Origin of the sequence: Pseudomonas arsenicoxydans (assembly GCF_006438915.1) — a bacterium.
Taxonomy (GTDB): Bacteria; Pseudomonadota; Gammaproteobacteria; order Pseudomonadales; family Pseudomonadaceae; genus Aquipseudomonas; species Aquipseudomonas arsenicoxydans_A.
Genome location: NZ_RCZE01000014.1, coordinates 45751 through 71640, shown reverse-complemented (window position 1 = coordinate 71640; position 25890 = coordinate 45751). Strand labels below are relative to the sequence as shown.

The 25890-nt window shown below is 57.6% G+C and carries 24 protein-coding genes and 1 pseudogene; 12 read left to right on the top strand and 13 right to left on the bottom strand.

Going from position 1 to position 25890, the window contains the following annotated elements; genetic code table 11:
• Nucleotides 1–67: 67 nt before the first annotated feature.
• Nucleotides 68–592 (bottom strand): gamma-glutamylcyclotransferase, encoded by a 525-nt coding sequence (locus tag EAH78_RS25910; RefSeq protein WP_140670311.1) that lies wholly within the window; start codon nucleotides 590–592, stop codon nucleotides 68–70.
• A 27-nt stretch (nucleotides 593–619) separates the two neighbouring features.
• Complete coding sequence (locus tag EAH78_RS25905) at nucleotides 620–3265, bottom strand: AAA family ATPase (RefSeq protein ID WP_140670309.1); 2646 nt, start codon at nucleotides 3263–3265, stop codon at nucleotides 620–622.
• A gap of 646 nt (nucleotides 3266–3911) precedes the next feature.
• Between EAH78_RS25905 and EAH78_RS25900 the strand changes: the two genes are divergently transcribed.
• Complete coding sequence (locus tag EAH78_RS25900) at nucleotides 3912–4271, top strand: DUF6124 family protein (protein ID WP_140670307.1); 360 nt, start codon at nucleotides 3912–3914, stop codon at nucleotides 4269–4271.
• 480 nt (nucleotides 4272–4751) lie between these two features.
• Here EAH78_RS25900 and EAH78_RS25895 read toward each other — a convergent pair whose 3' ends face one another.
• Together EAH78_RS25895 and EAH78_RS25890 are read right to left on the bottom strand one after the other, a co-directional pair.
• Nucleotides 4752–6269: a DUF2235 domain-containing protein gene (locus EAH78_RS25895; RefSeq protein WP_140670305.1), complete on the bottom strand. Its 1518-nt coding sequence runs from the start codon at nucleotides 6267–6269 to the stop codon at nucleotides 4752–4754.
• 177 nt (nucleotides 6270–6446) lie between these two features.
• A complete protein-coding gene (locus tag EAH78_RS25890) occupies nucleotides 6447–7373 on the bottom strand; it encodes a universal stress protein (protein ID WP_140670303.1) in 927 nt (308 codons plus the stop codon).
• A gap of 251 nt (nucleotides 7374–7624) precedes the next feature.
• Between EAH78_RS25890 and EAH78_RS25885 the strand changes: the two genes are divergently transcribed.
• Both EAH78_RS25885 and EAH78_RS25880 read left to right on the top strand, forming a co-directional pair.
• The gene (locus tag EAH78_RS25885) at nucleotides 7625–7840 is read left to right on the top strand and encodes a hypothetical protein (protein WP_140670301.1); all 216 of its coding nucleotides are present in this window, start codon (nucleotides 7625–7627) and stop codon (nucleotides 7838–7840) included.
• 57 nt (nucleotides 7841–7897) lie between these two features.
• Nucleotides 7898–9136 carry an MgtC/SapB family protein gene (locus EAH78_RS25880; RefSeq protein WP_140670299.1) on the top strand — a complete coding sequence of 413 codons (1239 nt, stop codon included), beginning with the start codon at nucleotides 7898–7900 and terminating at the stop codon, nucleotides 9134–9136.
• A 4-nt stretch (nucleotides 9137–9140) separates the two neighbouring features.
• Here EAH78_RS25880 and EAH78_RS32375 read toward each other — a convergent pair whose 3' ends face one another.
• Nucleotides 9141–9290, bottom strand: coding sequence for a hypothetical protein (locus EAH78_RS32375; RefSeq protein WP_170219169.1), 150 nt, complete (start codon nucleotides 9288–9290; stop codon nucleotides 9141–9143).
• Nucleotides 9291–9316: 26 nt separating this feature from the next.
• Nucleotides 9317–9493 (bottom strand): annotated as a pseudogene (locus EAH78_RS25875) (PAS domain-containing protein); the annotation flags it as partial.
• A gap of 157 nt (nucleotides 9494–9650) precedes the next feature.
• On the opposite strand from EAH78_RS25875, the gene EAH78_RS25870 reads away from it, so the two are divergent.
• Nucleotides 9651–10574 carry a universal stress protein gene (locus EAH78_RS25870; RefSeq protein WP_140670296.1) on the top strand — a complete coding sequence of 308 codons (924 nt, stop codon included), beginning with the start codon at nucleotides 9651–9653 and terminating at the stop codon, nucleotides 10572–10574.
• 53 nt (nucleotides 10575–10627) lie between these two features.
• Here EAH78_RS25870 and EAH78_RS25865 read toward each other — a convergent pair whose 3' ends face one another.
• From EAH78_RS25865 to EAH78_RS25855, 3 genes are all read right to left on the bottom strand, one after another.
• Nucleotides 10628–11191, bottom strand: coding sequence for a GNAT family N-acetyltransferase (locus EAH78_RS25865; RefSeq protein WP_140670294.1), 564 nt, complete (start codon nucleotides 11189–11191; stop codon nucleotides 10628–10630).
• Nucleotides 11192–11444: 253 nt separating this feature from the next.
• Complete coding sequence (gene fnr / locus EAH78_RS25860) at nucleotides 11445–12188, bottom strand: fumarate/nitrate reduction transcriptional regulator Fnr (RefSeq protein WP_430539952.1); 744 nt, start codon at nucleotides 12186–12188, stop codon at nucleotides 11445–11447.
• Between the two features lie 148 nt (nucleotides 12189–12336).
• Complete coding sequence (locus tag EAH78_RS25855) at nucleotides 12337–12762, bottom strand: potassium channel family protein (protein WP_140670290.1); 426 nt, start codon at nucleotides 12760–12762, stop codon at nucleotides 12337–12339.
• A gap of 258 nt (nucleotides 12763–13020) precedes the next feature.
• Here EAH78_RS25855 and EAH78_RS25850 point away from each other — a divergent pair, with 258 nt between their 5' ends.
• Together EAH78_RS25850 and EAH78_RS25845 are read left to right on the top strand one after the other, a co-directional pair.
• The gene (locus EAH78_RS25850) at nucleotides 13021–13926 is read left to right on the top strand and encodes a universal stress protein (RefSeq protein WP_140670288.1); all 906 of its coding nucleotides are present in this window, start codon (nucleotides 13021–13023) and stop codon (nucleotides 13924–13926) included.
• A 625-nt stretch (nucleotides 13927–14551) separates the two neighbouring features.
• Nucleotides 14552–15955, top strand: coding sequence for an MFS transporter (locus EAH78_RS25845; RefSeq protein WP_140670286.1), 1404 nt, complete (start codon nucleotides 14552–14554; stop codon nucleotides 15953–15955).
• A 257-nt stretch (nucleotides 15956–16212) separates the two neighbouring features.
• Here the strand turns inward: EAH78_RS25845 and EAH78_RS25840 are convergent, their stop codons facing one another.
• Nucleotides 16213–17232: an AbrB family transcriptional regulator gene (locus EAH78_RS25840; RefSeq protein WP_140670284.1), complete on the bottom strand. Its 1020-nt coding sequence runs from the start codon at nucleotides 17230–17232 to the stop codon at nucleotides 16213–16215.
• A 203-nt stretch (nucleotides 17233–17435) separates the two neighbouring features.
• Between EAH78_RS25840 and EAH78_RS25835 the strand changes: the two genes are divergently transcribed.
• Together EAH78_RS25835 and EAH78_RS25830 are read left to right on the top strand one after the other, a co-directional pair.
• Complete coding sequence (locus EAH78_RS25835) at nucleotides 17436–18434, top strand: bile acid:sodium symporter family protein (RefSeq protein WP_140670282.1); 999 nt, start codon at nucleotides 17436–17438, stop codon at nucleotides 18432–18434.
• A gap of 33 nt (nucleotides 18435–18467) precedes the next feature.
• On the top strand, nucleotides 18468–18926 hold the full coding sequence (locus tag EAH78_RS25830; RefSeq protein ID WP_140670280.1) for a metallophosphoesterase family protein: 459 nt from the start codon (nucleotides 18468–18470) through the stop codon (nucleotides 18924–18926).
• A 183-nt stretch (nucleotides 18927–19109) separates the two neighbouring features.
• On the opposite strand, the gene EAH78_RS25825 is transcribed toward EAH78_RS25830, so the two are convergent.
• A complete protein-coding gene (locus tag EAH78_RS25825; protein ID WP_140670278.1) occupies nucleotides 19110–19412 on the bottom strand; it encodes a phage infection protein in 303 nt (100 codons plus the stop codon).
• Nucleotides 19413–19570: 158 nt separating this feature from the next.
• On the bottom strand, nucleotides 19571–20314 hold the full coding sequence (locus EAH78_RS25820; RefSeq protein WP_140670276.1) for a response regulator: 744 nt from the start codon (nucleotides 20312–20314) through the stop codon (nucleotides 19571–19573).
• Nucleotides 20315–20507: 193 nt separating this feature from the next.
• Between EAH78_RS25820 and EAH78_RS25815 the strand changes: the two genes are divergently transcribed.
• A complete protein-coding gene (locus EAH78_RS25815; RefSeq protein ID WP_140670274.1) occupies nucleotides 20508–20768 on the top strand; it encodes a DUF2790 domain-containing protein in 261 nt (86 codons plus the stop codon).
• A gap of 54 nt (nucleotides 20769–20822) precedes the next feature.
• Nucleotides 20823–21884: an alpha/beta fold hydrolase gene (locus tag EAH78_RS25810; protein ID WP_140670272.1), complete on the top strand. Its 1062-nt coding sequence runs from the start codon at nucleotides 20823–20825 to the stop codon at nucleotides 21882–21884.
• Nucleotides 21885–22078: 194 nt separating this feature from the next.
• On the opposite strand, the gene ppnN is transcribed toward EAH78_RS25810, so the two are convergent.
• Nucleotides 22079–23452 (bottom strand): nucleotide 5'-monophosphate nucleosidase PpnN, encoded by a 1374-nt coding sequence (ppnN, locus tag EAH78_RS25805; protein WP_140670270.1) that lies wholly within the window; start codon nucleotides 23450–23452, stop codon nucleotides 22079–22081.
• A gap of 216 nt (nucleotides 23453–23668) precedes the next feature.
• Here ppnN and EAH78_RS25800 point away from each other — a divergent pair, with 216 nt between their 5' ends.
• A complete protein-coding gene (locus tag EAH78_RS25800; protein ID WP_140670268.1) occupies nucleotides 23669–24196 on the top strand; it encodes a DUF3087 domain-containing protein in 528 nt (175 codons plus the stop codon).
• Nucleotides 24197–24310: 114 nt separating this feature from the next.
• Nucleotides 24311–25888, top strand: a complete 1578-nt coding sequence (locus tag EAH78_RS25795) for a sensor domain-containing diguanylate cyclase (RefSeq protein ID WP_140670266.1) — start codon at nucleotides 24311–24313, stop codon at nucleotides 25886–25888.
• Nucleotides 25889–25890 lie beyond the last annotated feature (2 nt).

Below are 25890 nucleotides of genomic sequence, written 5' to 3'. Positions count from 1 at the left end.
TGACTCACATTTGCGATCAGAAAAGGGGACCCTTGTTTCAGTTACGTCTGTTCCATTCACTTCGTCCTTAATCCGGACGGGGCTCAAATAACAGGTCCCGCATCTCAGTCACCGCAGGATCGTTGATGCCGAGTCTCTTCAGTTGCTCATAAACATCAAGTACGTAGTCGGTGCACTTACCGCTTGAGCCCTTAGCACGGCTGGCCAACTCGATAGCTGCTTGCATATCGAGGGTTCGGATTATGTTTTTACCCGCGTACAACGGGACCAATGCCTGGACCGCTCCTGCACCTTCGGCAATAACCTCCAGATAGGAAAGCTCGAAACTCCTACCTTCACGTCGGGCGAGGTAAGTCTCTACATCACCTCTCCGTGCTTCGGAAAATTCGAATGCAATCCCCAGACAGTGTGTATTTGCTTCAGACACTAGGTTGAGGGTGGTACAAGGACAATCGCGTGTACCCCAATTGGTGACAGATGCTTTGTTGAATGCGCGCCGATATCCCTTTAGCTCTGCTGTAACTCGCTGAGTGCAGTCAAGGTTTTTATCCCAACCGTCGGTCATCAGCGATCCGTACCCGAATACCCACATAACCGTTACCTTTTTGGTTTTTGTCGTTTAACAGAACACAGCCTTAGGCTTGGCCTTTTCCCAGTCTTTGCGAGCCTTGTTGTAGTCCGACTTAATGCCGTCAAACAGAGTAAATTCACTGGCCAAAATTTCAACCGTGAGCGGCACCTCATGGAAATCTTCAGAATGTGAATGCGCGTCAATGTAACGGGACAATACGACCATCCGCTCGTGCACCCGGAGTGCGATTGCCTCATCAAAGAAAACTTGGTTCAACGTGAACGTAATATTCTCTCGCCACCGACGTACGACGTTGTTAAACAGTTTTTTCTGGATGAAATCCTCGTAGCCGGTTCTCAGGCTTCCACAGGCTTTTTCCAAAGCATCGCGCTGCGTGTTGCCATTCAACGTGCGCGCGGCATCGTAGTGTTTTTTCGCCCGGTCATACGCGGCGCCTTCGTAATGTTCATGTGGGAAAGCTAATCGATCTATAGCACCAGGGGCATCGTTGTCATCACGCCACACTGTGCGCCCAGAAAATGACACGCCTTTATCCTCCGAAGCAGTTGCGAGATAGTTCGTAAACAGAATGTCATGAGTAAACACAATGACCTGACGGCGTGTGGCCTCATCCACTAGGCGCTGGGCGATGAGTTCCTTACGTATATGGTCCATGGACGTAACCGGGTCATCAAAGATGACGCCAGCACACGTACCATTGAGTTCGATTTCCGTCAGAAAATCTGCTAATGCGGCGGCTGTCTGCTCCCCTTCACTCAGCACGCGGGAGGGGTCAACCCCCGCCGTACCTGCATTGCTGATCTCGATTTTTCGATCTGTTGTGCCTGCATCCCCAGCGAAGCGAAACTGTACTGGCAACTTCAGATTTAACGCATCGCAGTTCTCCGCAAATCGAGCAATAAAACCTTGCGCAACCAACGTCGTAGCAAGCGCTTTTTGCTTACTTGTCACATCTCGCTGAATGTTTGAGAAGCCCCGAATGCATGGGGTTGCTTTACTCACCCATTGGAGACTCTCAACCGCTATAACAATCTCATCATATAGGCCAGTAAGGCTATGGCGGTCATTCAGAAGTTGTTGTTCTAACAGAAGAGCATCTATCAAAGCCTTAGGATCACTTTCGCGCAGTTGTTCGTTGTCCCGCTTCAAGCGTTGTACTAAAGCGCTAATGCGCTCTGAAACAGCGTCATACTCCAGCAGCGAACACATCGGGTCGCAGGCGTTTGTCACAGCAAGGTCCAAAGACTCAATGAGCTGACGGTAGCCTTGCACATGAGCTGCGATATCGGTTTCCAGCACCGTGTCGAGCTCAAGCAGGGCTCGTCGCGCAGCATTGTCCGGGGCGAAGAACGTAGTACTAATCGCGCTTAACTCCAAGCTATGAGCTTTCATTTCTTCTCGGGCGGTGGTCAGCTGCAATTCTACGTCGCTTGTTACCATCTTATAGAATCGCTCCATACGATCTACGCTCTCCGCATCGAGTACCTGCTGACACAGCACGCAGCGCAACTCCTCAGCTTGGGAAGGGAACGCATCGAACGCATGGCTTGAATAGGCTTCGGCGCTGAATGCGATCGCAGCGGATAAAAGATCTCGCCACGCCATAGTCCCTATGGGCTGAACAGGCTCTTCACCGAACTGAGCTGCGGACAATGCAGCGCCTTTTTCGATGAGCCCATCAATCTGCTTAGCAATTTCGCCGATTTTGGTCACAGTGGTCGGTTTTACACCTACAGCCAACGCAGCAATACTCGCTTCGATAGCGTCTAGGTCAACAATTCGTTGCTCGTTTTTTTTGACTATTTCCTTCGGATCCGTTGTCCTAAGTTCAGTCAATTGCGACTCGATGGCCAGCAGTCTAGCGGTTTCAACATCGCCGAACACCGCAAACGTTCTCAGCTCGATCAAGTCCGTGTGCGCAGTAAGCGTTGCCAAGACATTAGCTATATCAGACGTGCTTCCCTGAATCGCGAATTTATCCAACACCGGCGTCCGATTGGTGATTTCGTCACGAAGCTTTGTTTGTAACTTGCCAAACGCTGACACCATTCGAGGAAAAACGTCGAACAGGTACGGCATTACTTGAAAGACATTGCGGTCATCAAGGTGTACGCGAACGCAAGTCGAATCGAAGACGGAAAAACCATCACGCAATCGCGGGCATGCGTCTTGATGCACGAAGGTGACATTTGAACCGTCGTCAAAATGGAGTGTTGCCGTAGGCTTCGGATGTGTGCCCTTCGCAAGCCTGACGTCACCTAAGATGCCAGTGTCTTTTGATCGAGTGAAACATGCAGACTTCAGGACACGTGCATATCCAGACTTACCGGCGCCATTTGGGCCATAGATCACCGTAAGCTTTGGACCAAACCTCAGTGTTTCGCCAGCAGCTAGCGCGTTGACACCTTCAACCGACTCCATAGAGGTTAGGGTGCTGACTGCTCCCGACGAGTCGATCTCGAACTGCGGCAGAGTCATGTCCCAAGTGGCACGAACTGCCGCTGGCACACTAAGCCCTTGGTCGATCAGGTATTCGGTAAAGACCTCATCCAGGGATTCATCGCTGAGCTCCGCCGATGCCACCAACTGGCTTAACAAAAAGCCCTGCCAAGGAGAAAGTGTTTTCCCCCAATCAGACAGCGCGTCGAAGATATTGAATGCGGGCTGCGTCATAGGGCGTCTCTCGATGGCGAAACTAGAGGAAAAATGCAGTGAGGACCCAGTCTCATGGATACTCACGCGCGGCTACCTAACGCTCACAGCATAGTTGAGCGAAATGTTGCGAGGTCCCAGAAATTGCGTAATTGATACGCCCTAGCTCGACTCTCAGCCAGTAAAGCGGGAGCTTAGTGAATCCCCCTAGCTATAGACGCTGAATGGCTGCTTCTGGCCGATTGCCGACCTATTCAATAGACTTCATTGCCACCGCCTTCACCCTCCGTAGGACGTCCGTGTCAGCCTATTCAACAACCCCTGAGGGCGCGTGTTTAATCACCCTCAAGGTTACGTCCTGAAAGCTACAAAACCTTGTGCCTTTGCCTACGGGTACGCCAGAATCCGCCGGCTTGTGCGCTTTTGGGTCGCTCGGTAACTTGGTTCGTGTCACTGGCCCTTCAGTGATCGGGTTTAGCAGCCCGTGGTTTACGAAGCGCATCAGCATCCAGATAGTCAGGTCATTTCATGCCTGCACTTCTTGGTAGCTGTGCGCAGGGCGCCCTTGGGCGCGCCGGATTCGTACTCCCCGGTCTGCTAACCTGCGTACAGCTGCCACCCATCGTTTAGCAGCGACACGGTGATGGCTCCAATTGGAGTACTGAACATGTTCAAGGTAACCCCCAATCCACCAGACACCGATCCAGTGTCCCCGTACGAACCCGAGTCAAAAAAGCTCAACGAGGCCGCCGAGCGCGCCCTCGACTTCCACTTCCCGTCGAATGCCGACATCAAAGCCACCCCGCGAACACGCAGCACCCTGTTTTCCGTAGACCCGAAAGCCACAGCCGAAACCCTGGCGGTTTTTTTGGTCGAGACACTGGCCTCGCTTGACGTGATGGTTCATCACTTGGTGGATCATCTGGAGGGGGAGGCGCGCTACGCGCTGCTGGGTATTTCAAACAGCATCATGGTGGCGGAGATCACGGCGAACGGGGTGTTGGATAAAATAGAACCACCTAGGTAACCGCAGTCTGTGGCGAGGGGGCTTGTCGGAACGCCTCATCGCCCCGTTGGGCTGCGCAGCGGCCCCAAAAAAACGACGGCTGCTGCGCAACCGAACGGGGGCAAGCCCCCTCGCCACAGGTTATTTGTTGTTTCTACAGGGTGTGAAGTAAAAAGCCCCGTCCCCTTTGAGGGTGCGGGGCTTTATGCATTTCGGTGGTTCACTCGCCAATTCCAATCTCATTGCCGCTGAAAAGTAACCTTCACCCCGAGCGCAACAAACAACGTTCTGATTATTTTCCCTTCCCGCCGACGTAGGTCACGATAGAGGCCAGATCAAACATCGTGATTCATCTCAAGGCAGGACAGGGCTCCCAGTTATCCTTGATTGAAATGCGATAGCAATATGGGTGAACGGGAGCTCTTCGTGGAGACGCGTGCTGGCACTGAAACTGCTTGGGCCAAAGCACTTCCTCGCCATTAGCCGGCGACCAGCAATGAATTACTTAATCGTCAGCGCCACATGCCCCTTGTTATTCCCATAGCAATTCCACGCGTCGTTGGCATAGGCATAGAAATACCCCGAGCGCTTCGGCGTGTACGTGCGGCTGCGGCCGATGAGGAAGGTTTCCGGTTTCAGCAGGACGCCTTTGGCGTCGACGCCATCGCTGTTGGCGATTGCACCGACGAGGCTGAACCAGGGGTAATTCTCGTGGCGGCGGGTGAAGTAAAAATTTGCGTCGCTGTTGTTGAACAGCTTGCCGTACCAGGTTTCCAGTTTGCCCAGCGCAGCGCCGGCCACGTAGGCCAGTTCGCTGGGTTGAAAATGGTTGCTCACTGGCCCAGCTGGGTCGCAAACGATCGAGGCGTCCAGCCACTCACCGCTGGCGCTGAAGGTGTATGGGGTGCCAGCGTTGAGCCACAGGCCGGTTTCGTTCCACGGCTGGCGCGCGGAGATGTCCAGTACCAGCGGGGTAGGCGGTGCCAGCAAACGCTCTTTGCGGTAGGGCGATTGTGTGATGGGGGGGATTTTCTGCCGGTCCAGTGCTGATGGGTGGAACAGCGCAGGTTGTGTGGTCATGTCGGCCACACTGCGTGGCTGAGTCGGTAGCGCGGAGAACACGCCATCACAGGAGTCGTGCAGGGTGTCGTAGAGGTCTGGCTTGATCTGCCTGACAATGTTCGGGTCAACACTCAGACCGGCCGCGCTCGCCTCATCAATCATCCACTTCAGCGCGCCATTGGCCAGGCCGCAGTTCTGGTAGCCACCGCCGACGTCTGAATGCACGCCGGGGAACCAGATTTGCTTGAGGTCGGTGCCCGCCGGCGGCTGGCTCCACAGCGTCGGCTGGAACGAGGCACGGCGTTCGTCCATCGCCAATGCGTGGCGGGCGTACTTGACCGAGGGGTGCAGCGTGGTGTCGTGGAAGGTGTAGCGGTCGCGATTATCGAGCAGATTGAGCAGTGCCATGTCATCGGGAATGCCCAGCGCTCCGACGGTGTCCCATACCCCAATGAAATGAATCGGGATCGATGCGTTCGGCGTGTTGTGGAAATGCCAGCCTTGAGCGTCCCAGTCTTGGCGCTCCTCGGTTTTACGCCGGTAGCCGTAGGTGAGCAGGGTCTGGATGCGTTTCCAGACCTCGGCGGGTGGTAACCCGACGATCTGCAACAGCCCGCAGCGGCCGATGAAACCGGCAAGGCTACGCACCGTGTAGGCGCCACGGCTGAAGCCGAACAGAAAGATGTCATCGCCAGGCTGGTAGCAATAACAGAGCTTCTGGTAGGCGCTCATGATGTTTTCATCAAGGCCGGCACCGGTGCCGCCGCCGACGGCTTTATCCCACCAACTGCCATTGGTGCCGACACCGGGGTGGTAGTAGGTGGTTTGCGCTACGCCCTTGGCGTTGTCAGCGACGGCGTTGTACAGCCGCACCACGTTGGTGGGGGCGGGGACGCCCTGATCGAGTTGGTCGGGGGTGTTCCAGGTGCCGTCGCAGCAAATCACCAGATTAGTCATGGCAAATCCTTTTTCCCGGCACGCAGGTGTCGGTTGATGAGGCCCGACGGCGGGGTTGGCTGCGGACTGCAAGCAGTATCATGCGTGTCGGGAGGAAAGGGCAGCCAACAAGATTCAAGATCAGCACCGCTTGGGCGTCAAGCGGTGCCAGCCTAAAACGCCGCAACAACGCCTGCCTCAGTCCTCCAGCGCCTCTGGCGAAACCACCCATACGCTACACGGCATTTTGTACAGCAGGTGTTCCACCGTACTGCCGACCAATCGCTCAATGCCACGATGACCGACCCGGCCCATCACGATGACGTCGACGCTATAAGCATCGGCATAACTGGAGAGGACTTTGGCCGGGTTGCCCATGATCATGTGCTGGCGTTCTGGCGGGATGCCATTGCGCTCGGCCAGATCGCGGAAGGTCTCGCCCTGTGCATCGAACAGCGATTTGGCATGGCCGGAAGAGAAAAACGCCGACGCATTATCAAAGCCGAATTCGTCGGCGCTGATCGAGGAAAGGTCATGGGCGTAGATCACGTCGAGTTCCGCATTACAGATACTCGCCAGTTTCGAGGCTTCGCGCAGGATCCTGTCGTTGAAACCTGTGTATTGACCGTCACGGTGGAACGGGTCGACCGCGACGAGGATTCTTCGCGGCAGCGCGTGCTGCACATTGCTGACAAAGTGCAGCGGCACCGGGCATTCGCGTAGCAGATGGATATCCAGTGGCGTGAACATCAGGCGTGACAGCAGCGATTCATGCTCCAGTGCCTTGATCAGTGCTGCCATCGGTTGTTCTTTAAGGTGAATGAGGATTTCCTTCAGGGGGTTGTCTACCCAGACCACCTCAGTGGTGACGTGCACGCCGATGTTGCGCAAGGGCCGGGCCTGGTCTTCGAGCCATTGGCGATGACGCTCGACATAACCCAGGCGCATCTGCTCCAACGCTTGTTCGTTGACCAGGCCGGCGGTCGCCAGTCCCTCCAGGTAGTCGAACGCCACGATATGCAGGGCGGCCCCCGCTGCCTTGGCCAACGCTGCGGCCCGGTCGAAAGCGGGGCTGTTTTCCATCAGCGGCGAGACGACCAGCATGAAACGTGATTGCTCAGACATGACAACTCTCCCGTAGGTCATCGCAGAAACCCTTGCGCTCAATGTCGACCGTGCGTTTGGGCCATGAGGCTTGGTTCTTATCCTGCCGCTGGCGATGGGGGTTGGGCTTGATCTTTGTCAAGGAGACGGTTGACCGGCACCAACGCCGGACGGGCGGTTAATCGCAGGCGACCATTCACAAAATATTGACCCTTATCAATCTCTGTCCGGCCACCTCGGCGCAGTCTTGGGTCAGTCGACGGGAGGTGTTTATGATCATTGCGATTACAGAAAAACGGACGTCCCATCGTTGGGTCGTGCAGTTGGATAACCTGGAAGTGAACTTCAACGGCCAGGAGGAGGCGAAGGCATTCGTCGGTCAACTCAACGCACGGATCAACGCGCCGCATCCCTGGCCCATTACCGCTGGCCGACCGGTATTTGAACGACAGGCACGGGGTCGCTATTTGGCTGCGACCATTGAGTAACCCTTGTGCTGCAGTCTACGGGGCAGAGCTGAACCGCTCACCCGGTCGGGGTAAACCATGAATGAAACCCTTGGCATGGCGGGTGCCGCAGCTGCGCTGGGGATTGGCATGCTGATCGGCCTTGAGCGCGAGCGGCACAAAGGGCAAGGGGACAGCCGTGCCTGTGCCGGGTTGCGCACCTTCGCGGTGACCGCGCTGTTGGGCTATGTGGCGATGCAGGTCGGGGGCGGTCTGCTGGTGGGGATCGTGGCGCTCGGTCTGGCGTTGCTGGTCACCGTGGCCTATTGGCGAAGTCTGAGTGACGACCCCGGCGTGACCAGCGAAGTGGCGTTATTCGCGGTGTTGGTGCTGGGGGCGTTGTGCAACACCGCTCCCCAGTTGGCCATTGCCATTGGCGTTGTGATCGCAGGGCTGCTGACGTACCGTCAGAAACTCCATCACTTCGCCAACTCCCAGTTGACCGAAGCCGAAATGAGCGATGGGCTGGTATTGCTGGTGACAGCACTGGTGGTGTTGCCCCTGACACCTGATCGCTTTATCGGCCCCTATGCCGCGATCAATTTACGCACCATTTGCACCTTGACGGTGTTGTTGATGGCGGTGGGTGCAGTGGGGCATATCGCGGTGCGAGCCTTGGGCACCCGTTATGGCTATGCGATCAGCGCCATCGCCTCCGGGTTTGCGTCCAGCACGGTGACCATTGCAGCCATGGGGCATATCGCCGTCAAGGAGCCGGCGAACATCAAAGTCCTCAGCGCCGCTGCGGTTTTGTCCAATCTGGCGACGATCATTCAGGTGGGTTTGATCCTGGGGACGGTTGATCCCGGTTTGTTGCGAAACATGTGGCTGCCCTTGTTACTCGGCCTGGGCGTCACGGCGTTGTATGGCGTTTGCCTGATGTTTCCGGCCTCCGCAGCAGGCGCCAACGAACCGATCAAGGTCGGCGGTGCTTTCAATCTCAAGCTCGCCTTGGTGGTGACGTTGACCATGACCGGGATAACGCTGGTGTCATCGGCAATGCTCAGCCACTTTGGTCAGGTCGGGGTGATGCTGACCGCGACCTTGACCGGTTTTGCCGATGCTCATTCCTCGACCGCGTCCATTGCCTCCCTGGCCAAGGCCGGACTGTTGCCTTTTGATGCCATTGCCGGCCCCGCGTTGATCGCCGTCAGCAGTAATTCGCTGAGCAAATGCCTCGTGGCCTGGGTCAGCGGCGGCAGACGGTTCGCCGCGTATGTCATACCGGGGCAGGTCGCGCTGACGCTGGCGATGTGGGCAGGCACCTTGGTGTCTTGAACCCTCAATCAGAGGACGGGTCCAGGCCACTGAAGCGGCAGGCATTGCCGCCGGTTTTTTTGGCTTGGTACATCGCGTTGTCGGCTCGCTCGAGCAAGGCTTCGGCGCTGACATCTCTCCCTGCCAGGTCAGCCCCGCCAGGATCGTCAGCCACAGGTCCCGGTAAAAGGTTGTACTTTGCCGCCCCGAAGAAAGCAGGTGCGGGGTTTGCCCGACCAGTTCGGGCTTTGAATAGCCACTCAAGAGGCAGAACGCCTTATTGATCCAAACGATGCAGCCCGTGCGCTCGGTGATCAATACCGGATTTGTCGCAGCGTCCAATGCTCTTACCAACAACTGTTGGTCATATTCGATCATTGTCCCCTCCGATACCGCCATTGATGCTTTATGCCTCAATTCAGGTTAGGCCGAAGGGAGAGGGGTGCGGTTGATCAAGATCAAGTCGCCTGCGGCTGGAACGCTCAATCTGGAGGCCTGTTATCTCTATCCTGATCGCCGTGTGCCGAGGTGCCTCATGTCGCAGACTCAGCGTTTAATGTTAATTGCCCCCCCAGCCATGACTCGCACGCCGGCTTTTGACCGCGCCGCCGCGCTGGCACTGGCGATGCAGTTGCCATTGCACATCGTGGCATTCGATTATTTGCAAGCTTTGGCGGTGGCCGGGCTGTTCGCCCCCGAGCAAATCAGCCTCGCCAGGGATGGTTATCTGCACACTCATCGGCAATGGCTAGTGGAACAAGCCGAGTTGATGAGCAAGCAGGGTGTGGAAGTCAGCAGTGAGGTGGTGTGGGTGCAGCACCCTTATGAAGAGGTTTTGCACTACGTCAACGAGATGCCACTGGCGCTGATTATCAAGGATGCCCAGGAAGAGTCGGCGTTGAAGCGCGTGTTTTTCACGCCGCTGGATTGGCAGCTTCTGCGCGATTGTCCGGTGCCGGTGCACCTGGTGACCAATGCCCTCCATCCACGCCCCCGCAACGTGCTGGCCATCGTCGATGTCTTGCGCAGTGAAGAACAGGATCATGTGTTCAACGACCAGATCATTGACGCCGCTGCTAAGCTTGCGGCCCTGTGTGATGCCCGGCTTAAACTGGTGCATGTGTTTGACTGGACGGCGATTTATGCCCAGGACATTGGCTTTGGCGCGTTACCGATGGCCACGGGGATCTATGAAGCCTTGGGGGCGGCGCAGCACGAAACGTTTGCGGCCATCGCCGAGCGACATGGCGTGCCACCGCAGGATCGGCATTTCATCGAGGGGGCACCGCTGACGAGTATTTGTGATTTTGCCGCCGAGCATCACACGGACATCATTGTCATGGGCACGGTGCAGCATTATGGGTTGAACAAATTGTTGGGGACCACCGCCGAACAACTCTTGCACCGGGCACCTTGCAGTGTGCTGGCGATAAAACCGGGCCGGGCGTTGCAATCCTGAATGCCAAAGTGCCCCGCGATGTGCCGTTGGCCTGCACATCGAGGGGTGCTTGTTTACAAGTAGAGGCGGTGAATGACCTGGCGGGTGTCATCGGGGTCATTGTGTGTATCGAAGCCCAGGGCCTTGGCCAGGTCTCGCATCGGTGCATTGCTGGCGGCGTCCACCGAATACATCTGGCGAAAGTCGTTTTTGCGAGCAGTCTTGATCAGATGCTCCATCAGTAACGCCCCCAGCCCCAGGTGCTTCCAGTCATCGGCGACCGTCACGGCGCATTCACATTCATGCTCACCGGTGGCCGAGTAACGGCTGATGCCGATCTCGATCAATTGGCCGTTTTCGTGAACCAGTGCGATGTAGGCCACGCGGTTTTTGTTATCGGTGTCCATCAACTGATTGAGCATCGCAGTGCCGGGCTCGCTGATCTGCGCGAGAAAGCGCATGTGCCGGGATTCGGGCGACAGTCGCTTGATAAACGCGTATTCACGCTCGCGGTCTTTTTCCTCCAGCGGCCGGATCAATACATGCCGGCCGTCCTTGAGCGCTTCGATCCAGCATTGCCCGAGGACCGCGGCATAAGCCGCTGCAGCCCGTTCGTTGTGGTCTTTGACGGTAAGCATGGGGAGATCCTCCATCCGGTTTGTACAGTGGGCGCACGGTGACGAACCGCACGGCTCATTCCTTTCTACGCCGTTGGCAGCGGTCAAACCTGATCTGGATCAGATGCCCGTAAAGTGGGGCACTGATTGACGTGTGGTTGATGTAAATCAACAGGGGGGGAGGTGGCGCCGAGCGCAGTCTTGGAGCTTGCGGCGCTTAACGGCCGGAGTCGAGCGCAGGTGTGTGATGGGGCAATCTCATCGTTTGCTGCTGTCAGTGCTGGGGACGCTGACAACCGGCGACTAATTGCTTGAGCCCTTCCATGTCCAGGATCTTTACCTCTCGGCCCGCGATTTCTACCAGGCCCTGATCCCGCAGGTGAGCAATGCCCCGGCAGATGGTTTCCAGCCGCAACCCCAGGTAGGAGCCGATTTCTTCGCGACGCATTTTCAGAACGAAGTCCCTGGGTGAATAGCCACGGATACTGAGGCGCTGCGACAGGTTCAGCAAAAAGGCCGCCAGCCGCTCATCCGAGTTCATGTTGCCCATCAGCATCAGCATGCTGTGATCACGCACGATTTCACGGCTCAGCAGCCTGTTGAGGTTGTGCTGCAGCGACGGCAGGCTTTGGGCGAGTTTCTCTAGCTGCGCGAAGTGGATGGGGCACACTTCGCTGTCCTCGAGGGCAAACGCATTGCAGGCGTGTTCGTCGCCACTGATGGCATCCAGCCCGAGCATCTCGCCGGGAATGTGAAAGCCAGTGACCTGTTCACGCCCATCGACTGACAGCATGCTGGTCTTGAATGAGCCGATACGGACCGCGTAAAGCGAGAGCAGGGGATCTCCCGTGCGGTACAAGGCTGTACCCTTTTTTACCTTAAAACGCTGCACGATCAGCGTATCCAGGCGCTCGACCTCCGGGCCGCTCAAGCCGATTGGCAGGCACAGCTCCAGCACGCTGCAGTTGGAGCACGCAGCCTTGAGGTGATGAATGTGAAGGGGACGTGTTTCAGGCACGAGAGATGACGCCATAGGAGAATGCGTTAAGCATAGGTGGTGGTGCCCCGCACGCGTAGTTCATTGCACCGTTTGGCCCGGTAATCGATGAACGGGGAAAGCCCTTGGCATTGAGCTCGGGAGTGACGGTCAATCGATACAAGGCGTGCTATTTGTTCTTCCAGTATTTCTGCATTTCGAGAAACAGAAATGAGGCCGTCCAGGTGATGAGTACCAGGCCAGTCAACGCCTGCAAGCCGGTCAGATACTTGAGGTTGCCCACAGGTGAAATATCTCCGAAACCGATCGTCGTGTAGGTCGTGAAGGAAAAATAGACGCAGTCGAGCAGCGAACCATCGAAATTGCCAATCAGGCCGCCCCATTCCCCGGAGCGCACCATCAGGTAGTAGACCAGCGCGAAGCACCAGACTTCCAGCGCGTGGGCGAGCAGGGCGCCGAACACGCCAATGACAATCCTGAAACGACTCCAGAGCTTGAGCCGCGGTAGCCAGTCGTTCAGGCGTAACAGGCATTCGTAGTGGATCACCACGACGACGATGACCACCAGCGTATTGATCAGCGTAATGGCCAGCATGGCGAACCTCCGACAGTAGCGGATGCGTGGCGGTCCGCACAAAGGTGTCCGCTCAATGATTTTCTACACCCAGGTAAGGGAAGCGCATTGAGCTATATCAACAAGACTTGCGTCTACCCGACGCGCTGACGCAAAGCCGTGATTGCTTGACAAAAATCAGAGCCCTTAGCGGATATCGCCAGATACTCGAACGACCGATGAGGCAAACCGGCGGGCTGGCCGTCAGTCGGGTAAAGCGTTCGCGGGACGAGGTCTCTGATGCTCAAACTTAAACGTATCCTGTTGATTGCCCCTTGCGAAATGATCCGCACCCCGGCGTTTGATCGCGCGCAGGCGCTGGCCTGTGCCACGAGTGCCTTATTGCACATCGTCGCATTTGATTATGTGCAGGTGCTGGCAGTGGCTGGGTTGTTTGATCACGATGCCATGGCTCAGGCGCGGGAGGGCTACCTGCAGGTGCACCGACACTGGCTGGAGCAGCAAGCGCGGTTTCATCAATGCATCGGTATGCAGGTCACCACCGAAGTCGTCTGGTCCAGGTCCACCCCCGCGCACATACTGGATTACGTCAATGACTTCCATGCGGACCTGGTCATCAAGGACACCACGCATGTGCCGATGCTCGACCGCGCGTTCCACCGGCCCCTTGACTGGCTGTTGCTACGCGACTGTCCGGCGCCCTTGCATCTGGTCAGCGATGCAAAAAATCCCAGGCCGATGAGCATTCTCGCGGCCGTCGATTTGTCCCATCTCGAAGAGCTGAGCCACGGGCTTAATGACCGGATTCTCGACCTGGCCTCGACGGTGGCTGCCGCCTGTGGCGCTGACTTGCACGTGCTCAACGTCAGCAACTGGTCGGTGGTGGGGAATACTGAGAGGAGTGTGCCGACACTGAGCCTGGCTAACAGTTTTAGCGATGCGGTCAATGATGCTCAGCAAGAGGCCTTTGATGCGCTTGCCGAACGCTATTGCATCGACAAAAAACGCCGACATCTGCTGACAGGCATCCCTCACAAGGTGATCGTAAAGTTTGCTCGACAACAGGCTTTTGACCTGGTGGTGCTGGGTACGGCCTATCACCATGGGATCGACCGGTTCATTGGCGGTACGGCCGAGAGTGTGCTGAACAAGGCGCCGTGCAGCTTGATGATCGTCAAACCATAGCCTTCATAGCCATAACGATCAGCCATCAGGCCTGTCCCTCTGACATAAAGCGCCTTGCCGATGTCTTGGCAAGGCGCTTTTCCCGCATACGTGTGTCGTCGTACAACATCAGGAGTCTGTCCAAGTATCCGCGCGTAACAGACACCGCCCGTCAATCCGAAAAGCCATAGAGCCTATAACTAGAGCGTTTAGCGATGATGTTGCATTTAAACGGAGGGGGTTCTCTAGACCAACGGTGATTTTTTCAGATTGACAGGGTTGTACCGATCTCGCTATAAAAGACACGGTTGTACGACGACAGACGAGACATCCTCTGTTGAAGCCTAAAAATAAAAAGAGTGTCGGCCCCATCATGAACCCATCTTGCGTACTCATTCCCCCCAGCGTCGCTCCCTCTGGGCCGATGTTGTCTGCTCGCGTGCCCGCGCAGTCAGCCGCGTCGCAGTCCTTTGTCCCGTCAAAGCGCTACTAGCTCTCGTCCAACAGCATTTTGTTGTACGCAAGACACGGCTGAACCCGACCAGCCTTGGCGCGGATTCCTCGCGTTTTGGCGATGCTCTACGACACAATTGATCTCGCTTGAAACCGAGAGATCATCACCATAATCCAATAATAAAGTGATGCCATGAATCTGAACGAGCCCATCAATGCGCAACGCGTCGGCCAGTCGGTCGGCAAATACCGCTGGACGATCTGTGCACTGTTGTTTTTTGCCACCACCGTCAATTACCTAGACCGTCAGGTACTGAGTCTATTGGCGCCGCAGCTGTCGACGCAGTTTGGCTGGAGTAACACCGACTACGCCAACATCGCCTCGGTTTTCCAGTTTGTGTATGCGATTTCCATGTTGTTCGCCGGCCGCTTCGTCGACAAGATCGGCACCAAGAAAGCGTACATGTTTGCGATTGGCATCTGGTCCACCGGTGCGGTGATGCACGCCTTTGCAGTGCCGATGGGTGAAGGCATCGGCGCGCTGAGCAGTGCGCTCGGCCTTGCCGTGATCCCGGTCTCGATTGCCGGTTTCATGTTGTCGCGTGCCGTTCTGGCAATTGGTGAAGCGGGTAACTTCCCGATCGCGATCAAGGCCACTGCGGAATACTTCCCGAAGAAGGAACGCTCGTTCGCCACGGGCATCTTCAACTCCGGCGCCAACGTCGGTGCGATCCTGGCGCCGATCTGCGTGCCGCTGATTGCCGGCATTTGGGGCTGGGAAGCAGCGTTCATCGTGATCGGTCTGTTGGGCTTCGTCTGGGTCGCCGTCTGGATTGCACTCTACGAGAAGCCAGACCAGCAAAAACGTCTGTCGGCTGAGGAACTGGCCTACATCCGTGCCGATGAACCGGTGCAAGTGGCCACCCCGCAAGTGTCGGGCGTCGCTGCGAAAAAAGTATCGTGGTTCAAACTACTGACCTACCGCCAGACCTGGGCGTTTGCCTTCGGCAAGTTCATGACGGACGGCGTGTGGTGGTTCTTCCTGTTCTGGCTGCCAACCTATCTGTCGGCGCAATACGAGATGAAGGGCGCGGCCATCGTTGCACCGCTGGCCGTGTTGTACAGCATGACCATGATCGGCAGCATCGGCGGCGGCTGGTTCCCGAGCTACTTCATGGCGCGCGGCGACAAGCCGTATGACGGTCGCATGAAAGCCATGCTGGTGATCGCGCTGTTCCCGTTGGTGGTGCTGCTGGCGCAGCCATTGGGTTACATCAGTTTCTGGGTGCCGGTGTTGCTGATTGGGGTGGGCGCGTCGGCGCACCAGGCGTGGTCGTGCAACATCTTCACGACCGTGTCTGACATGTTCCCGCAAAAAACCATTGCTTCGGTGGTCGGTATTGGCGGCATGGCGGGTGGTTTGGGCGGTGTGGTGATGACCAAGATCGGTGGTTACGTGTTCGACTACTACAAATCGATCAACGATATTCACACCGGTTACATGATCATGTTCGCCATCTGTTCGCTGGCCTATCTGGTGGCGTGGAGCGTGATGAAAATGCTGGTGCCACGTCACAAGGAAATCACTGACCTGTAACACAGCGGTCCGTGCAGCAGAAAGCCCCGTCCCATTTAAATGGAGCGGGGCTTTTTCGTTTCAGGCATCTGATCCGTATTTTTCTGGGTTATCTGACTCTGTAATGCACTCAGTTGCAGGCTCACACTGACGGCCTACCGCAAACTTAAAATGTAGGAGGCTCCAATGGGCAAGATGGCGATTTTCCTCGGTGGATTTCTGGTGCTGACCATTTTGATTGGCGCACTGGCCACCATCTCTCCGACTTAATCCTTTCCTCAAACATCCTCCCGCCAACGCCGCGCCTGCACGACCAGTGCCGGCGCAAAGTGCAGCACCACCATGCGCACCAGGTGATGGGTCAGAATGAACACCACGTTCAGCCCGCCGCTGAAGGCGACGAGGGCAATGGTCTCGATGGCGCCCGGCATGTAGGCCAGCCATAGCGACAAGGGATTGCTGGGCAAAAACTGCCCGGCGATACCGGCGAATGCGGCGGCGATCAGTAGCATCAGGCCGACCGACATGACGGCGGTACGACCGTGAAGCATGAGTTCGCCGAAAGAGATGTCCTTGAATTTGGAGCCAATCAGCGCGCCGAGCAGAACGGTCGCGAAGTCGACACTCCATGACGGCATGTGGAAGCCCTGCAAGTTGCCGGACTTAAGGTAAACGCCAGTGAGCACGATGGCCGTGAGCATGAACGGCGCCGGCACGCCGACGTTCAGCAGCAAGCGACCGAGCAACAGGCACAAGGCGATCAACGACAGCAGGGGCAGCGCCATGCTCATGTCCAACGGGTTGCTGTCGGCCATCGCCACGCCGGTCTGTCCGGGAATGCAGAAGCTGACGAGGAGGGTGATGGCGAGCAGTCGTACCAGATGCACGACGATCACTTTGCTGGAAGCGCGTTCGGATTCAAGCAAATCGAAAATCGCCGCGAGTGCGCCGGGGTAGACCGCCAGCAGCGAATCCTTGCGGTTCCATCCGGCGATTTTCAGCAGCGCCAGGCCGGCCACCGAGCTTTGCAGCATCAGGCAAAACAGCATCAAACCGAGGCTGGGGAGCATGGCCGCGACGGTGTGGCTGTCCCACGCAGTAAACATCAGGCCGGTGGCGATCCCCAACACGATTTGCACGTAGCCGAGGCCGAAACGCAGGGTAGGGGAGAAGTGCAGATTGCTGGCGATCAATGCCGTCGCGAGGATCGACCCCAGCAACAGGCCATGGGGGATGCCGGCGTATTGCAATGCAGCGCCGACGCCGGTGGCGATCAGTAAACACAACAGGGTTTTCATGAGTCTTCCTTGATTCGTGAATGGCCGATGCTTCCATCCGGGCCGCGCTGTTTTGCCACTGAATGGCATCAAGCGTCAAGAACGCCGGTTGACTCGTCGATCATGTCCGTTAGGCGACATCTACTGGCTTACTAGCGTTAGTCGGTAACCCGCAGAAGCGTTAGAGTCGACTTCACGTTCCTGGCAAACCCGGATGACTCCTGATGACTCGCCCCCGTTTCTTACCCGACAACTTCACCCTGACCCTGCTCGGCGTCGTGCTGCTCGCCAGCTTTTTGCCCGCCAGCGGTCAGGTCGCGGTGGGCTTTGGCTGGCTGACCAACATCGCCATCGCGCTGCTGTTTTTCCTGCACGGCGCCAAACTGTCACGCGAGTCGATCATCGCCGGCGCCGGGCATTGGCGCCTGCATTTGCTGGTGTTCAGCCTGACCTTTGTGTTGTTCCCACTGCTCGGTCTGGCGCTCAAACCGGTGCTGTCGCCGCTGATCGGTGACGATCTGTACATGGGCATGCTTTACCTCTGCGCGCTGCCCGCCACGGTGCAGTCGGCCATTGCGTTTACTTCCCTGGCGCGCGGGAACATTCCAGCGGCGATTTGCAGTGCGGCGGCGTCCAGCCTGTTCGGGATCTTCATTACCCCATTGCTGGTGACGCTGCTGCTCAATGTGCATGGCGACGGTGGTTCGACGCTCGATGCGATTGTGAAGATCAGCGTGCAATTGCTGCTGCCGTTCATTGCCGGGCAGATCGCGCGGCGCTGGATCGGTGCCTGGGTCGGGCGCAACAAGAGTTGGCTGAAGTTCGTCGATCAGGGCTCGATTCTATTGGTGGTGTTCGGCGCGTTCAGCGAAGCGGTGAACGAGGGCATCTGGCAGCAGATCCCGCTGTGGGAACTGGCCGGGCTGGTGGTGGCGTGCTGCGTGTTGCTGGGGCTGGTGTTGGTGGCCTCGACGGTGCTGGGCAAAGCCTTTGGTTTCAATGTCGAAGACCGCATCACCATCCTCTTCTGCGGTTCGAAGAAAAGCCTCGCCACCGGTGTGCCGATGGCCCAGGTGCTGTTCGCCGGCAGCACCATCGGCGTGTTGATCCTGCCGTTGATGCTGTTCCATCAGATTCAGTTGATGGTCTGTGCGGTACTGGCCCAGCGCTACGCCAAACGCCAGGAATCGGTAGCCGAACTGATGGCGCAAGTAGATCCTTGATCGCCTGAGTCCCAAGTCTGTCTGGAGTACTGCATGAAGGTTGGTGTGATTTCCGACACCCATGGCTTGCTCCGCCCCGAAGCGGTTGCAGCGCTGCAGGGCTGTGAGTGGATCATTCACGCGGGTGACATCGGCAGCCGCGACATTCTCGATCAACTGGCGTCCATTGCGCCGCTGCAGGTGGTGCGCGGGAACAATGACCTGGCCGAGCCGTGGGCGGAAGATCTCGAGGATCTGCTGCGTTTCGAACTGAACGGATGGGGCACGTTGCTGGTGCATGACATCGCCGATGTTCCGGCGTTGCTCGATGCTGACACCAAACTGGTGATCACCGGCCATTCACACAAGCCGTGCATCGAATGGCGCGGCGATAAGCTATTCCTCAACCCCGGCAGCGCGGGGCGGCGGCGCTTCAAGCTGCCGGTGACGCTGGCGTTGATTGAGGTGCTGGAGACCTCGATGGAGCCGCACCTGATCTCGTTACTGGAATGATCTTTTCTTCATTGCGTACGGCTGATGAGCGTGTGGGTTAGTGACTGACACCACCCGATCAAAATGTGGGAGCGGGCTTGCTCGCGAAGGCTGCTTAACATTCAAAAGAAATGTTGAATGTAACGCCGCCTTCGCGAGCAAGCCCGCTCCCACATTTGATCTGTGTTGTGGTATCGATCGCGATCAATACCGCTGATATTTCGAACCGAACTCAGCACGGTTTTCCGCCACCACCACACCACCGCGCACGGCGTTGCTCGGGCTGATCAGCGCCACACGTTCACGCAGTTCCTGCAGACGATCGGCACCACCTTCAGCGACACGATTTTCGATCAATCGATCCGAACCGCCTTCCGCCAGCAGCTGCTGATGCTGGCTGTGGGACACGGCGTTGGCGGTGTTCGCCGATGCGAGGTTAGACAGACCAAGACCACCGACCAGTGCCAGACCGAGTGCCAGGGACGAGACTTTCGAGAAGTTGAACATGGTTGATTCTCCGTGCGTTTAGTTTGAGTGGGTCGGTAGCGGCTGCTATCCGGTGATCACAGTTAAACGCTCGGGTGTATCGGTGATGTGTGCGCCAACCCATCGAAATCGCGGTTTGCGTATCTGTCGTGGGTTCTTATACAGAGGGATACAAAACCCTATGAAGATTCGGCGCCGAGCAACTCCACCGGGTAGGAGAACACGTAGCCTTCGCTGCGCACGGTCTTTATATAGGTCGGCTCGCGTGAGTCATCCAGCAAGCGTTGGCGCAAGCGGCTCACCAGCAAATCGATGGAGCGGTCGAACAGGTCGGCATCGCGGCCCTGGGTCAGGTTGAGCAACTGGTCGCGGCTGAGCACCCGTTGCGGGTGATCGAGGAACACGCGCAGCAAACGGTACTCCGCGCCACTGAGGGCGACCATGGTGCCTTCGTCATCCAATAGGTGGCGAGCGGTGGTGTCGAGGCGCCAGCGGCCGAAACCGATCAGGCGCCCCGATTCGGTGATCAACAGGTTCGGCGGCAGCATTCGCGTGCGGCGCAACACCGCATTGATTCGCGCGAGCAACTCACGGGCGGCGAATGGTTTGGTCAGGTAATCGTCGGCGCCCATTTCCAGGCCGAGGATGCGATCGGTTTCGTCGTTGCGCGCGGTGAGCATCAGGATCGGCGTGGCTTTGTGTTTACCGGCGCGTAATTCCCGGCACAACACCAGGCCGTCATCGCCGGGCATCATCAGGTCCAGCACGATCAGGTCGACTTGGTTGGTTTCCAGAAAATGGCGCATCTGCCGGCCATCCGCGACCACCGTGGTACGCAGGCCATTCTTCGTCAGGTAATTGCCCACCAGCTCACGGATCTCGCGATCGTCATCGACGATCAGGATGTGGTTCACATGCTCCATTGTTCAACCCTCTTGTTATTCGTTTGCGGGGAATTGTATCGCACTGTATCGCAGGCCCTGTTTGACACCTTACGCCTTAATAACGCGGTTTTGACGACACATGGCAGATACCTCCGGGCGATTAAATGGCTTCCATCGAGACAAGACAACTTGCCTCACCATCACCGCCCATCGCCACCCTGAGGAACTGATCATGAACTGGAACACACTCATTGCCGCCAGCTTCTTCGCCGTCCTGAACGTTGCCGCGTTCTCGGCCCATGCCGCTGATCAAACCACGCAGCAGACCCCTGCTCACGGCACTCATCTGGATATCAAGAAAGTGATTTCCATCGAAGACACCAGCGGCGGTTGCGGTCTCGTCAATGCCCGCCTGAGCTACCTTGATTCCAGCGGTTCGCACAAAGCGCTCGATTACAGCAAGTTGGCGGAATGCGGCAATCAGGGCGGTTGATCCATCCACTATGTCGTTCAAAACAACAGACAAATGACTGGTAGGGAAATCACTATGAAGATGAAAGTGTTGAGCCGTAAAACCGAATCACGCCGCCGTTTCATGGCGCCAACGATGCTCGCTGTTGCGCTGATGCAGTTCGGTGCCCTCGGCGCTGCCAATGCGCAGGCCGCAACCCCGACCGCGGAGCCGGCGGTGGCGAAAGTGGAGTCGCACGACTCGTTCGGTCCGCTGAAGCACGTCAAGGCTGGCTTGCTGAATGTGGCTTACGCCGAGGTCGGGCCTGCCGACGGTCCGGTGGTGATTTTGCTGCACGGTTGGCCCTACGACATTCACAGCTACAGCGAAGTGGCGCCATTGCTGGCGGCCAAGGGTTACCGGGTGCTGATTCCTTACGCTCGGGGTTATGGCGACACGCAGTTCCTGTCTGAGAAGACCCTGCGCAATGGCCAACCTGCAGCGCTGGCCAGTGACGTGATCGACTTCATGGATGCATTGAAGATCAAACAGGCGGTGCTCGGTGGCTATGACTGGGGCGCGCGTTCGGCGGACATCGTCTCGGCGCTGTGGCCGGAGCGGGTTAAGGCGCTGGTGTCGGTGAGCGGTTACCTGATCGGCAACCAGGCTGCGGGCAAGAATCCGTTGCCGCCCAAGGCTGAACTGCAGTGGTGGTATCAGTTCTATTTCGCGACCGATCGCGGCCAGGCCGGCTACGAAAAAAATCGCCACGACTTCGCCAAGTTGATCTGGCAGACGGCGTCGCCGAAATGGTCTTTTGACGATGCGACCTATGATCGCAGCGCTGCCGCATTGAACAACCCGGACCATGTCGCTATCACCGTTTTCAACTACCGCTGGCGGTTGGGCATGGTGCAGGGCGAACCGCAATACGAAGCGCTGGAACAGAAACTGGCCACGGCGCCTTCGATTAAGGTACCGACCATTACGATGGAAGGTGACGCCAACGGTGCACCGCATCCGGCGGCCGAGGATTACGCCAAGCGTTTTACCGGCAAGTATGAGTACCGGTTGATCAATGGCGGCATCGGCCACAACCTGCCGCAGGAAGATCCGCAGGCGTTTGCCAAAGCCGTGATCGACGCTGATCACCTGTAGAAGTTAGCACTTTTTGGTGAGTGGGCTTATGTGGCTAGGGGGCTTATGTGGCGAGGGGGCTTGCCCCCGTTGGGCTGCGAAGCGGCCCCAAAGATTTCGGCAACATCGCAGATTTTACGACTGCTACGCAGCCGAACGGGGGCAAGCCCCTCACCACAGGGAGCCCGCCCACCACGGTGTTGCGGTGTGGTTTGTTACGCCACGACCTGATAACACGGCACATACGCCGCGCCACCCGGCAGTTTCATCCGGTGCTGGGCGACGAACGCTTTGAGCAGTTGATCCAGCGGACGCATGATCTCGGCATCGCCACGGATCTGGTACGGCCCGTGCTGTTCGATCAAGCGGATGCCCTTGTCCTTGACGTTGCCGGCGACAATGCCGGAGAACGCACGGCGCAGGTTGGCCGCCAGTTCGTGGGCCGGCAGTGTCCGGCTCAGCTTCAGGTTGGCCATGTTTTCGTGGGTCGGGTCGAACGGACGCTGGAAGCCTTCGTCGATCTTCAGCAGCCAGTTGAAGTGGAACGCGTCATTGCGCTCGCGACGGAACTGTTTGACCGCTTTGAGCCCCTGCGTCATCTGCCGTGCGACTTCAGCCGGATCGTCGATGATGATCTCGTAATGTTTCTTCGCCGCGTCGCCCAGCGTGGCGCCGACGAATGCGTCCAGTTGCTCCAGATACGGTGCGGCATGCTTGGGCCCGGTGAGGACGACCGGGAAGGGTAGGCCTTCGTTGTCCGGGTGCATCAGGATGCCGAGCAGGTACAGGAACTCTTCGGCCGTGCCCGCGCCACCCGGGAAAATGATGATGCCGTGGCCGACGCGCACGAACGCTTCCAGACGTTTTTCGATGTCCGGCAGGATCACCAGCTCGTTGACGATCGGGTTCGGTGCTTCGGCGGCGATGATCCCCGGCTCGGTCAAGCCGAGGTAGCGACCGCCGTGGATACGCTGCTTGGCGTGTGCAATGGTCGCGCCTTTCATCGGGCCTTTCATCACGCCGGGGCCGCAACCGGTGCAGATGTCGAGGCTGCGCAGGCCCAGTTCGTGGCCGACTTTCTTGGTGTATTTGTATTCTTCGGTGTTGATCGAGTGACCGCCCCAGCAGACCACAATCTTCGGCTCGACGCCGGGGCGCAGGGTGCGGGCGTTGCGCAGCAGGTGGAACACGTAGTCGCTGATGCCCTGGGAGGTGCTCAGGTCGATGCGCTGGCTGTCGAGTTCGTTTTCGGTGTAGACGATGTCACGCAGGGCGCTGAACAGCATTTCACGGGTGCTGGCGATCATTTCGCCGTCGACGAAGGCGTCGGCCGGGGCGTTCAGCAGTTCCAGGCGTACGCCGCGATCTTGCTGGTGGATGCGGATTTCAAAATCTTTATAGGCTTCAAGGATGGTTTTGGCGTTATCAACATGGGCGCCGGTGTTCAGGATGGCCAGGGCGCACTGGCGGAAGATGTTGTAGGTGCTGCCGGAACCGGCTTCGCTCAGTTGTTGGACTTCGCGTTGAGAAAGGGTTTCCAGGCTGCCTTTAGGGCTGACCGAGGCGTTGATTACTTGTCGTTGGGTCATTCAGTGATCCTTAAAACGATGTCCCTCGCTAAACCGCGCGAAGGGCATCCGAATAGTGTGTATCCATGGATGAAGATGGCACGAACTGCGCTATACCGCCATGTCCCCCGTTTAACGATGAAAAGATGAAAAGGAGCCCCAGCATAGCTAAATCCCGCGCAGAGGCGATAATGCCGGGCTTTCTTTTTGTCTCTGCTCCCAAGGAAACCTGTCGCGATGTTCGAAATCCAGCCGCAGAACGCTCAAACCTATCGACAACAGACGCGCCGCAGTACGGTGATTATTGCCCTGATGTTCCTGGCGCTGGCGATGGTGCTGTCCACGGCGGCGGTGGCGTTGTTCGGTGAGCCCGGCGGCGATAACCTGCGGTATAACGTCGGCGGCGTGTTTATAGCGGTTTTGCTAATGGTGGCGCTGATGCGCGGCAAGTTCTGGAGCCAGCCCTGGATGGCCGCGGCGGTCTATGGCTGGCAGCTCAAACGCAGTCTGATGAGCGTCACCAACATCATGCATCAGGTCACCGCAGCGGTGGCGACCGGTGATCCAGTGGCCATGAAACTGCTGCGGTTCTACCATTTGGGCCTGCACCAGATGCACGAACTGGACGGCAATTCCAGCGACCACAGTCAGCTGGTTCGCGAGATGGATCAGCACAAGGCGCGGATGGACGAACTGGGCATCGACACCGACCAGACCCGTCTGGATCCAGCCTGGCTTGAGGCGGTGAAACAAACCTCTAAGTAAGGTTTCCCGACACAAACCCGTCACGGGACCGGCAAATCACCTATTGTGTTTCTGATGCGACATCTAAAGGGCGAACAGGAAAAGTCGCCCTGTCATAACGAATCAGGGACTGTCATGGGGAATCCGTCCATCAAAGATCCGATTGCAAACCCGCGTCCCGCCACGCCTTGGGTGCCCGGCCAGATCGAGTCAAGGCTCAAGGTTCGCTACGCTGTGGTGCTGCTTGTGGCGGTGTGCCTGTCGATGATCGCTATCGTGTTCTGGGAAGCCTGGAATTCGCGCCAGTATCATCTGCAGGATAAAGAAGTGGCGATGTCCAACCTGGCGCAAACCCTGGCCTCGCAGGCGCAGGCGTCGATCAAACAGGCCGATACGCTGCTGTTTGCCCTGGTGGACCGCCTCGAAAACGAGGGCGTCGGCCCACAGCAACTGCCCCGGTTGCAGCGATTGCTCCGTGCTGAACGTGATGAGCTCAAGCAACTGCATGGCTTGTTTGTCTACGACGAACAAGGGCGCTGGATCGCCAATTCCAATGGCGCAGAGGTGCCCAACGCCAACAATTCCGACCGTGAATATTTCATCTACCATCGTGACCATACCGACCGTGGCCCGCATATCGGTCGGTCGATAAAAAGCCGCTCGAGTGGTGAATGGGTCATGACCGTGTCACGCCGGATCAATTATCCAGATGGCCGATTTGCCGGGGTGGCGCTGGCCACGATCTATCTCAGTCATTTTCTTGAACTGTACGACAGCATCGACATGGGCCAAAACGGCGTCATCAACCTGATTGCCGATGACGCCAGCATTGTTGTGCGTCGGCCGTTCAAAGAGGCTGAGCTTGGCAGCAGCGTGGCCAAAGGGCCGCTGTTTACCCAACTGTTGCCCAAAGGCGATTCCGGAACGGCCACCGTCAGGTCATTTGTGGACGGTGTGGAGCGGGTCGTCGGGTTTCGGCGGGTCAGCGGTTATCCGCTGATCATCTTTGCCGCGCTGGACAAGGAGGAGGTCCTGGCCAGTTGGCGTAAGGAGACGGCGCTGAGCGCGGGGATCGTGTTGTCGCTGCTGCTGTTTCTCGGCGCGCTCGGTTACCGCCTCATTTACTTCATGAAGCAGCAACATCACTTCCAGCGCGTGTTGCTCGATGGACAGGAAAAGCTGATCGAGGTCAATCGCAGCCTGGAATTGCTGGCCCTGGAGGACGCGTTGACCGGGCTGTCCAACCGGCGTCAGTTCGACCTGTTTATCCTCGCGGAAATGGGCCGCGCCCGGCGCACTCAGACCCACCTCGCGATGCTGATGATCGATGTCGATCACTTCAAGAGCTTCAATGACCGTTACGGTCATGTCGCCGGCGATGAGTGTTTGCGCCGGATCAGCGCAATCATCAAGGACAATATCAAGCGCCCCGGTGATCTCGCCGCCCGTTATGGCGGCGAAGAGTTCACGGTTGTGTTGCCCGGCACGGACTATGTAGGCGCCTTTCTGGTGGCCGAAAAAATCCGTCACGCCGTCCTGCTGGAGGACATCGAGCACCTCGACAGCCCAGAGGGAAGGGTGACCGTCAGTATCGGCGTTTGCGCTTACAACACCGCCTCGCAGGACCAGCCCGACGATGTGGTCACCGCCGCTGACAAGGCCTTGTATGTGGCCAAGTCCAGCGGGCGCAACATGAGTGTGATTGCCAACTGAGT

What these genes read in the sequence shown, in the direction of transcription:
- EAH78_RS25910 (WP_140670311.1), bottom strand. Translation starts at nt 592, where the DNA reads ATGTGGGTATTCGGGTACGGATCGCTGATGACCGACGGTTGGGATAAA.
- EAH78_RS25905 (WP_140670309.1), bottom strand. Translation starts at nt 3,265, where the DNA reads ATGACGCAGCCCGCATTCAATATCTTCGACGCGCTGTCTGATTGGGGG.
- EAH78_RS25900 (WP_140670307.1), top strand. Translation starts at nt 3,912, where the DNA reads ATGTTCAAGGTAACCCCCAATCCACCAGACACCGATCCAGTGTCCCCG.
- EAH78_RS25895 (WP_140670305.1), bottom strand. Translation starts at nt 6,269, where the DNA reads ATGACTAATCTGGTGATTTGCTGCGACGGCACCTGGAACACCCCCGAC.
- EAH78_RS25890 (WP_140670303.1), bottom strand. Translation starts at nt 7,373, where the DNA reads ATGTCTGAGCAATCACGTTTCATGCTGGTCGTCTCGCCGCTGATGGAA.
- EAH78_RS25885 (WP_140670301.1), top strand. Translation starts at nt 7,625, where the DNA reads ATGATCATTGCGATTACAGAAAAACGGACGTCCCATCGTTGGGTCGTG.
- EAH78_RS25880 (WP_140670299.1), top strand. Translation starts at nt 7,898, where the DNA reads ATGAATGAAACCCTTGGCATGGCGGGTGCCGCAGCTGCGCTGGGGATT.
- EAH78_RS25870 (WP_140670296.1), top strand. Translation starts at nt 9,651, where the DNA reads ATGTCGCAGACTCAGCGTTTAATGTTAATTGCCCCCCCAGCCATGACT.
- EAH78_RS25865 (WP_140670294.1), bottom strand. Translation starts at nt 11,191, where the DNA reads ATGCTTACCGTCAAAGACCACAACGAACGGGCTGCAGCGGCTTATGCC.
- EAH78_RS25855 (WP_140670290.1), bottom strand. Translation starts at nt 12,762, where the DNA reads ATGCTGGCCATTACGCTGATCAATACGCTGGTGGTCATCGTCGTCGTG.
- EAH78_RS25850 (WP_140670288.1), top strand. Translation starts at nt 13,021, where the DNA reads ATGCTCAAACTTAAACGTATCCTGTTGATTGCCCCTTGCGAAATGATC.
- EAH78_RS25845 (WP_140670286.1), top strand. Translation starts at nt 14,552, where the DNA reads ATGAATCTGAACGAGCCCATCAATGCGCAACGCGTCGGCCAGTCGGTC.
- EAH78_RS25840 (WP_140670284.1), bottom strand. Translation starts at nt 17,232, where the DNA reads ATGAAAACCCTGTTGTGTTTACTGATCGCCACCGGCGTCGGCGCTGCA.
- EAH78_RS25835 (WP_140670282.1), top strand. Translation starts at nt 17,436, where the DNA reads ATGACTCGCCCCCGTTTCTTACCCGACAACTTCACCCTGACCCTGCTC.
- EAH78_RS25830 (WP_140670280.1), top strand. Translation starts at nt 18,468, where the DNA reads ATGAAGGTTGGTGTGATTTCCGACACCCATGGCTTGCTCCGCCCCGAA.
- EAH78_RS25825 (WP_140670278.1), bottom strand. Translation starts at nt 19,412, where the DNA reads ATGTTCAACTTCTCGAAAGTCTCGTCCCTGGCACTCGGTCTGGCACTG.
- EAH78_RS25820 (WP_140670276.1), bottom strand. Translation starts at nt 20,314, where the DNA reads ATGGAGCATGTGAACCACATCCTGATCGTCGATGACGATCGCGAGATC.
- EAH78_RS25815 (WP_140670274.1), top strand. Translation starts at nt 20,508, where the DNA reads ATGAACTGGAACACACTCATTGCCGCCAGCTTCTTCGCCGTCCTGAAC.
- EAH78_RS25810 (WP_140670272.1), top strand. Translation starts at nt 20,823, where the DNA reads ATGAAGATGAAAGTGTTGAGCCGTAAAACCGAATCACGCCGCCGTTTC.
- ppnN (WP_140670270.1), bottom strand. Translation starts at nt 23,452, where the DNA reads ATGACCCAACGACAAGTAATCAACGCCTCGGTCAGCCCTAAAGGCAGC.
- EAH78_RS25800 (WP_140670268.1), top strand. Translation starts at nt 23,669, where the DNA reads ATGTTCGAAATCCAGCCGCAGAACGCTCAAACCTATCGACAACAGACG.
- EAH78_RS25795 (WP_140670266.1), top strand. Translation starts at nt 24,311, where the DNA reads ATGGGGAATCCGTCCATCAAAGATCCGATTGCAAACCCGCGTCCCGCC.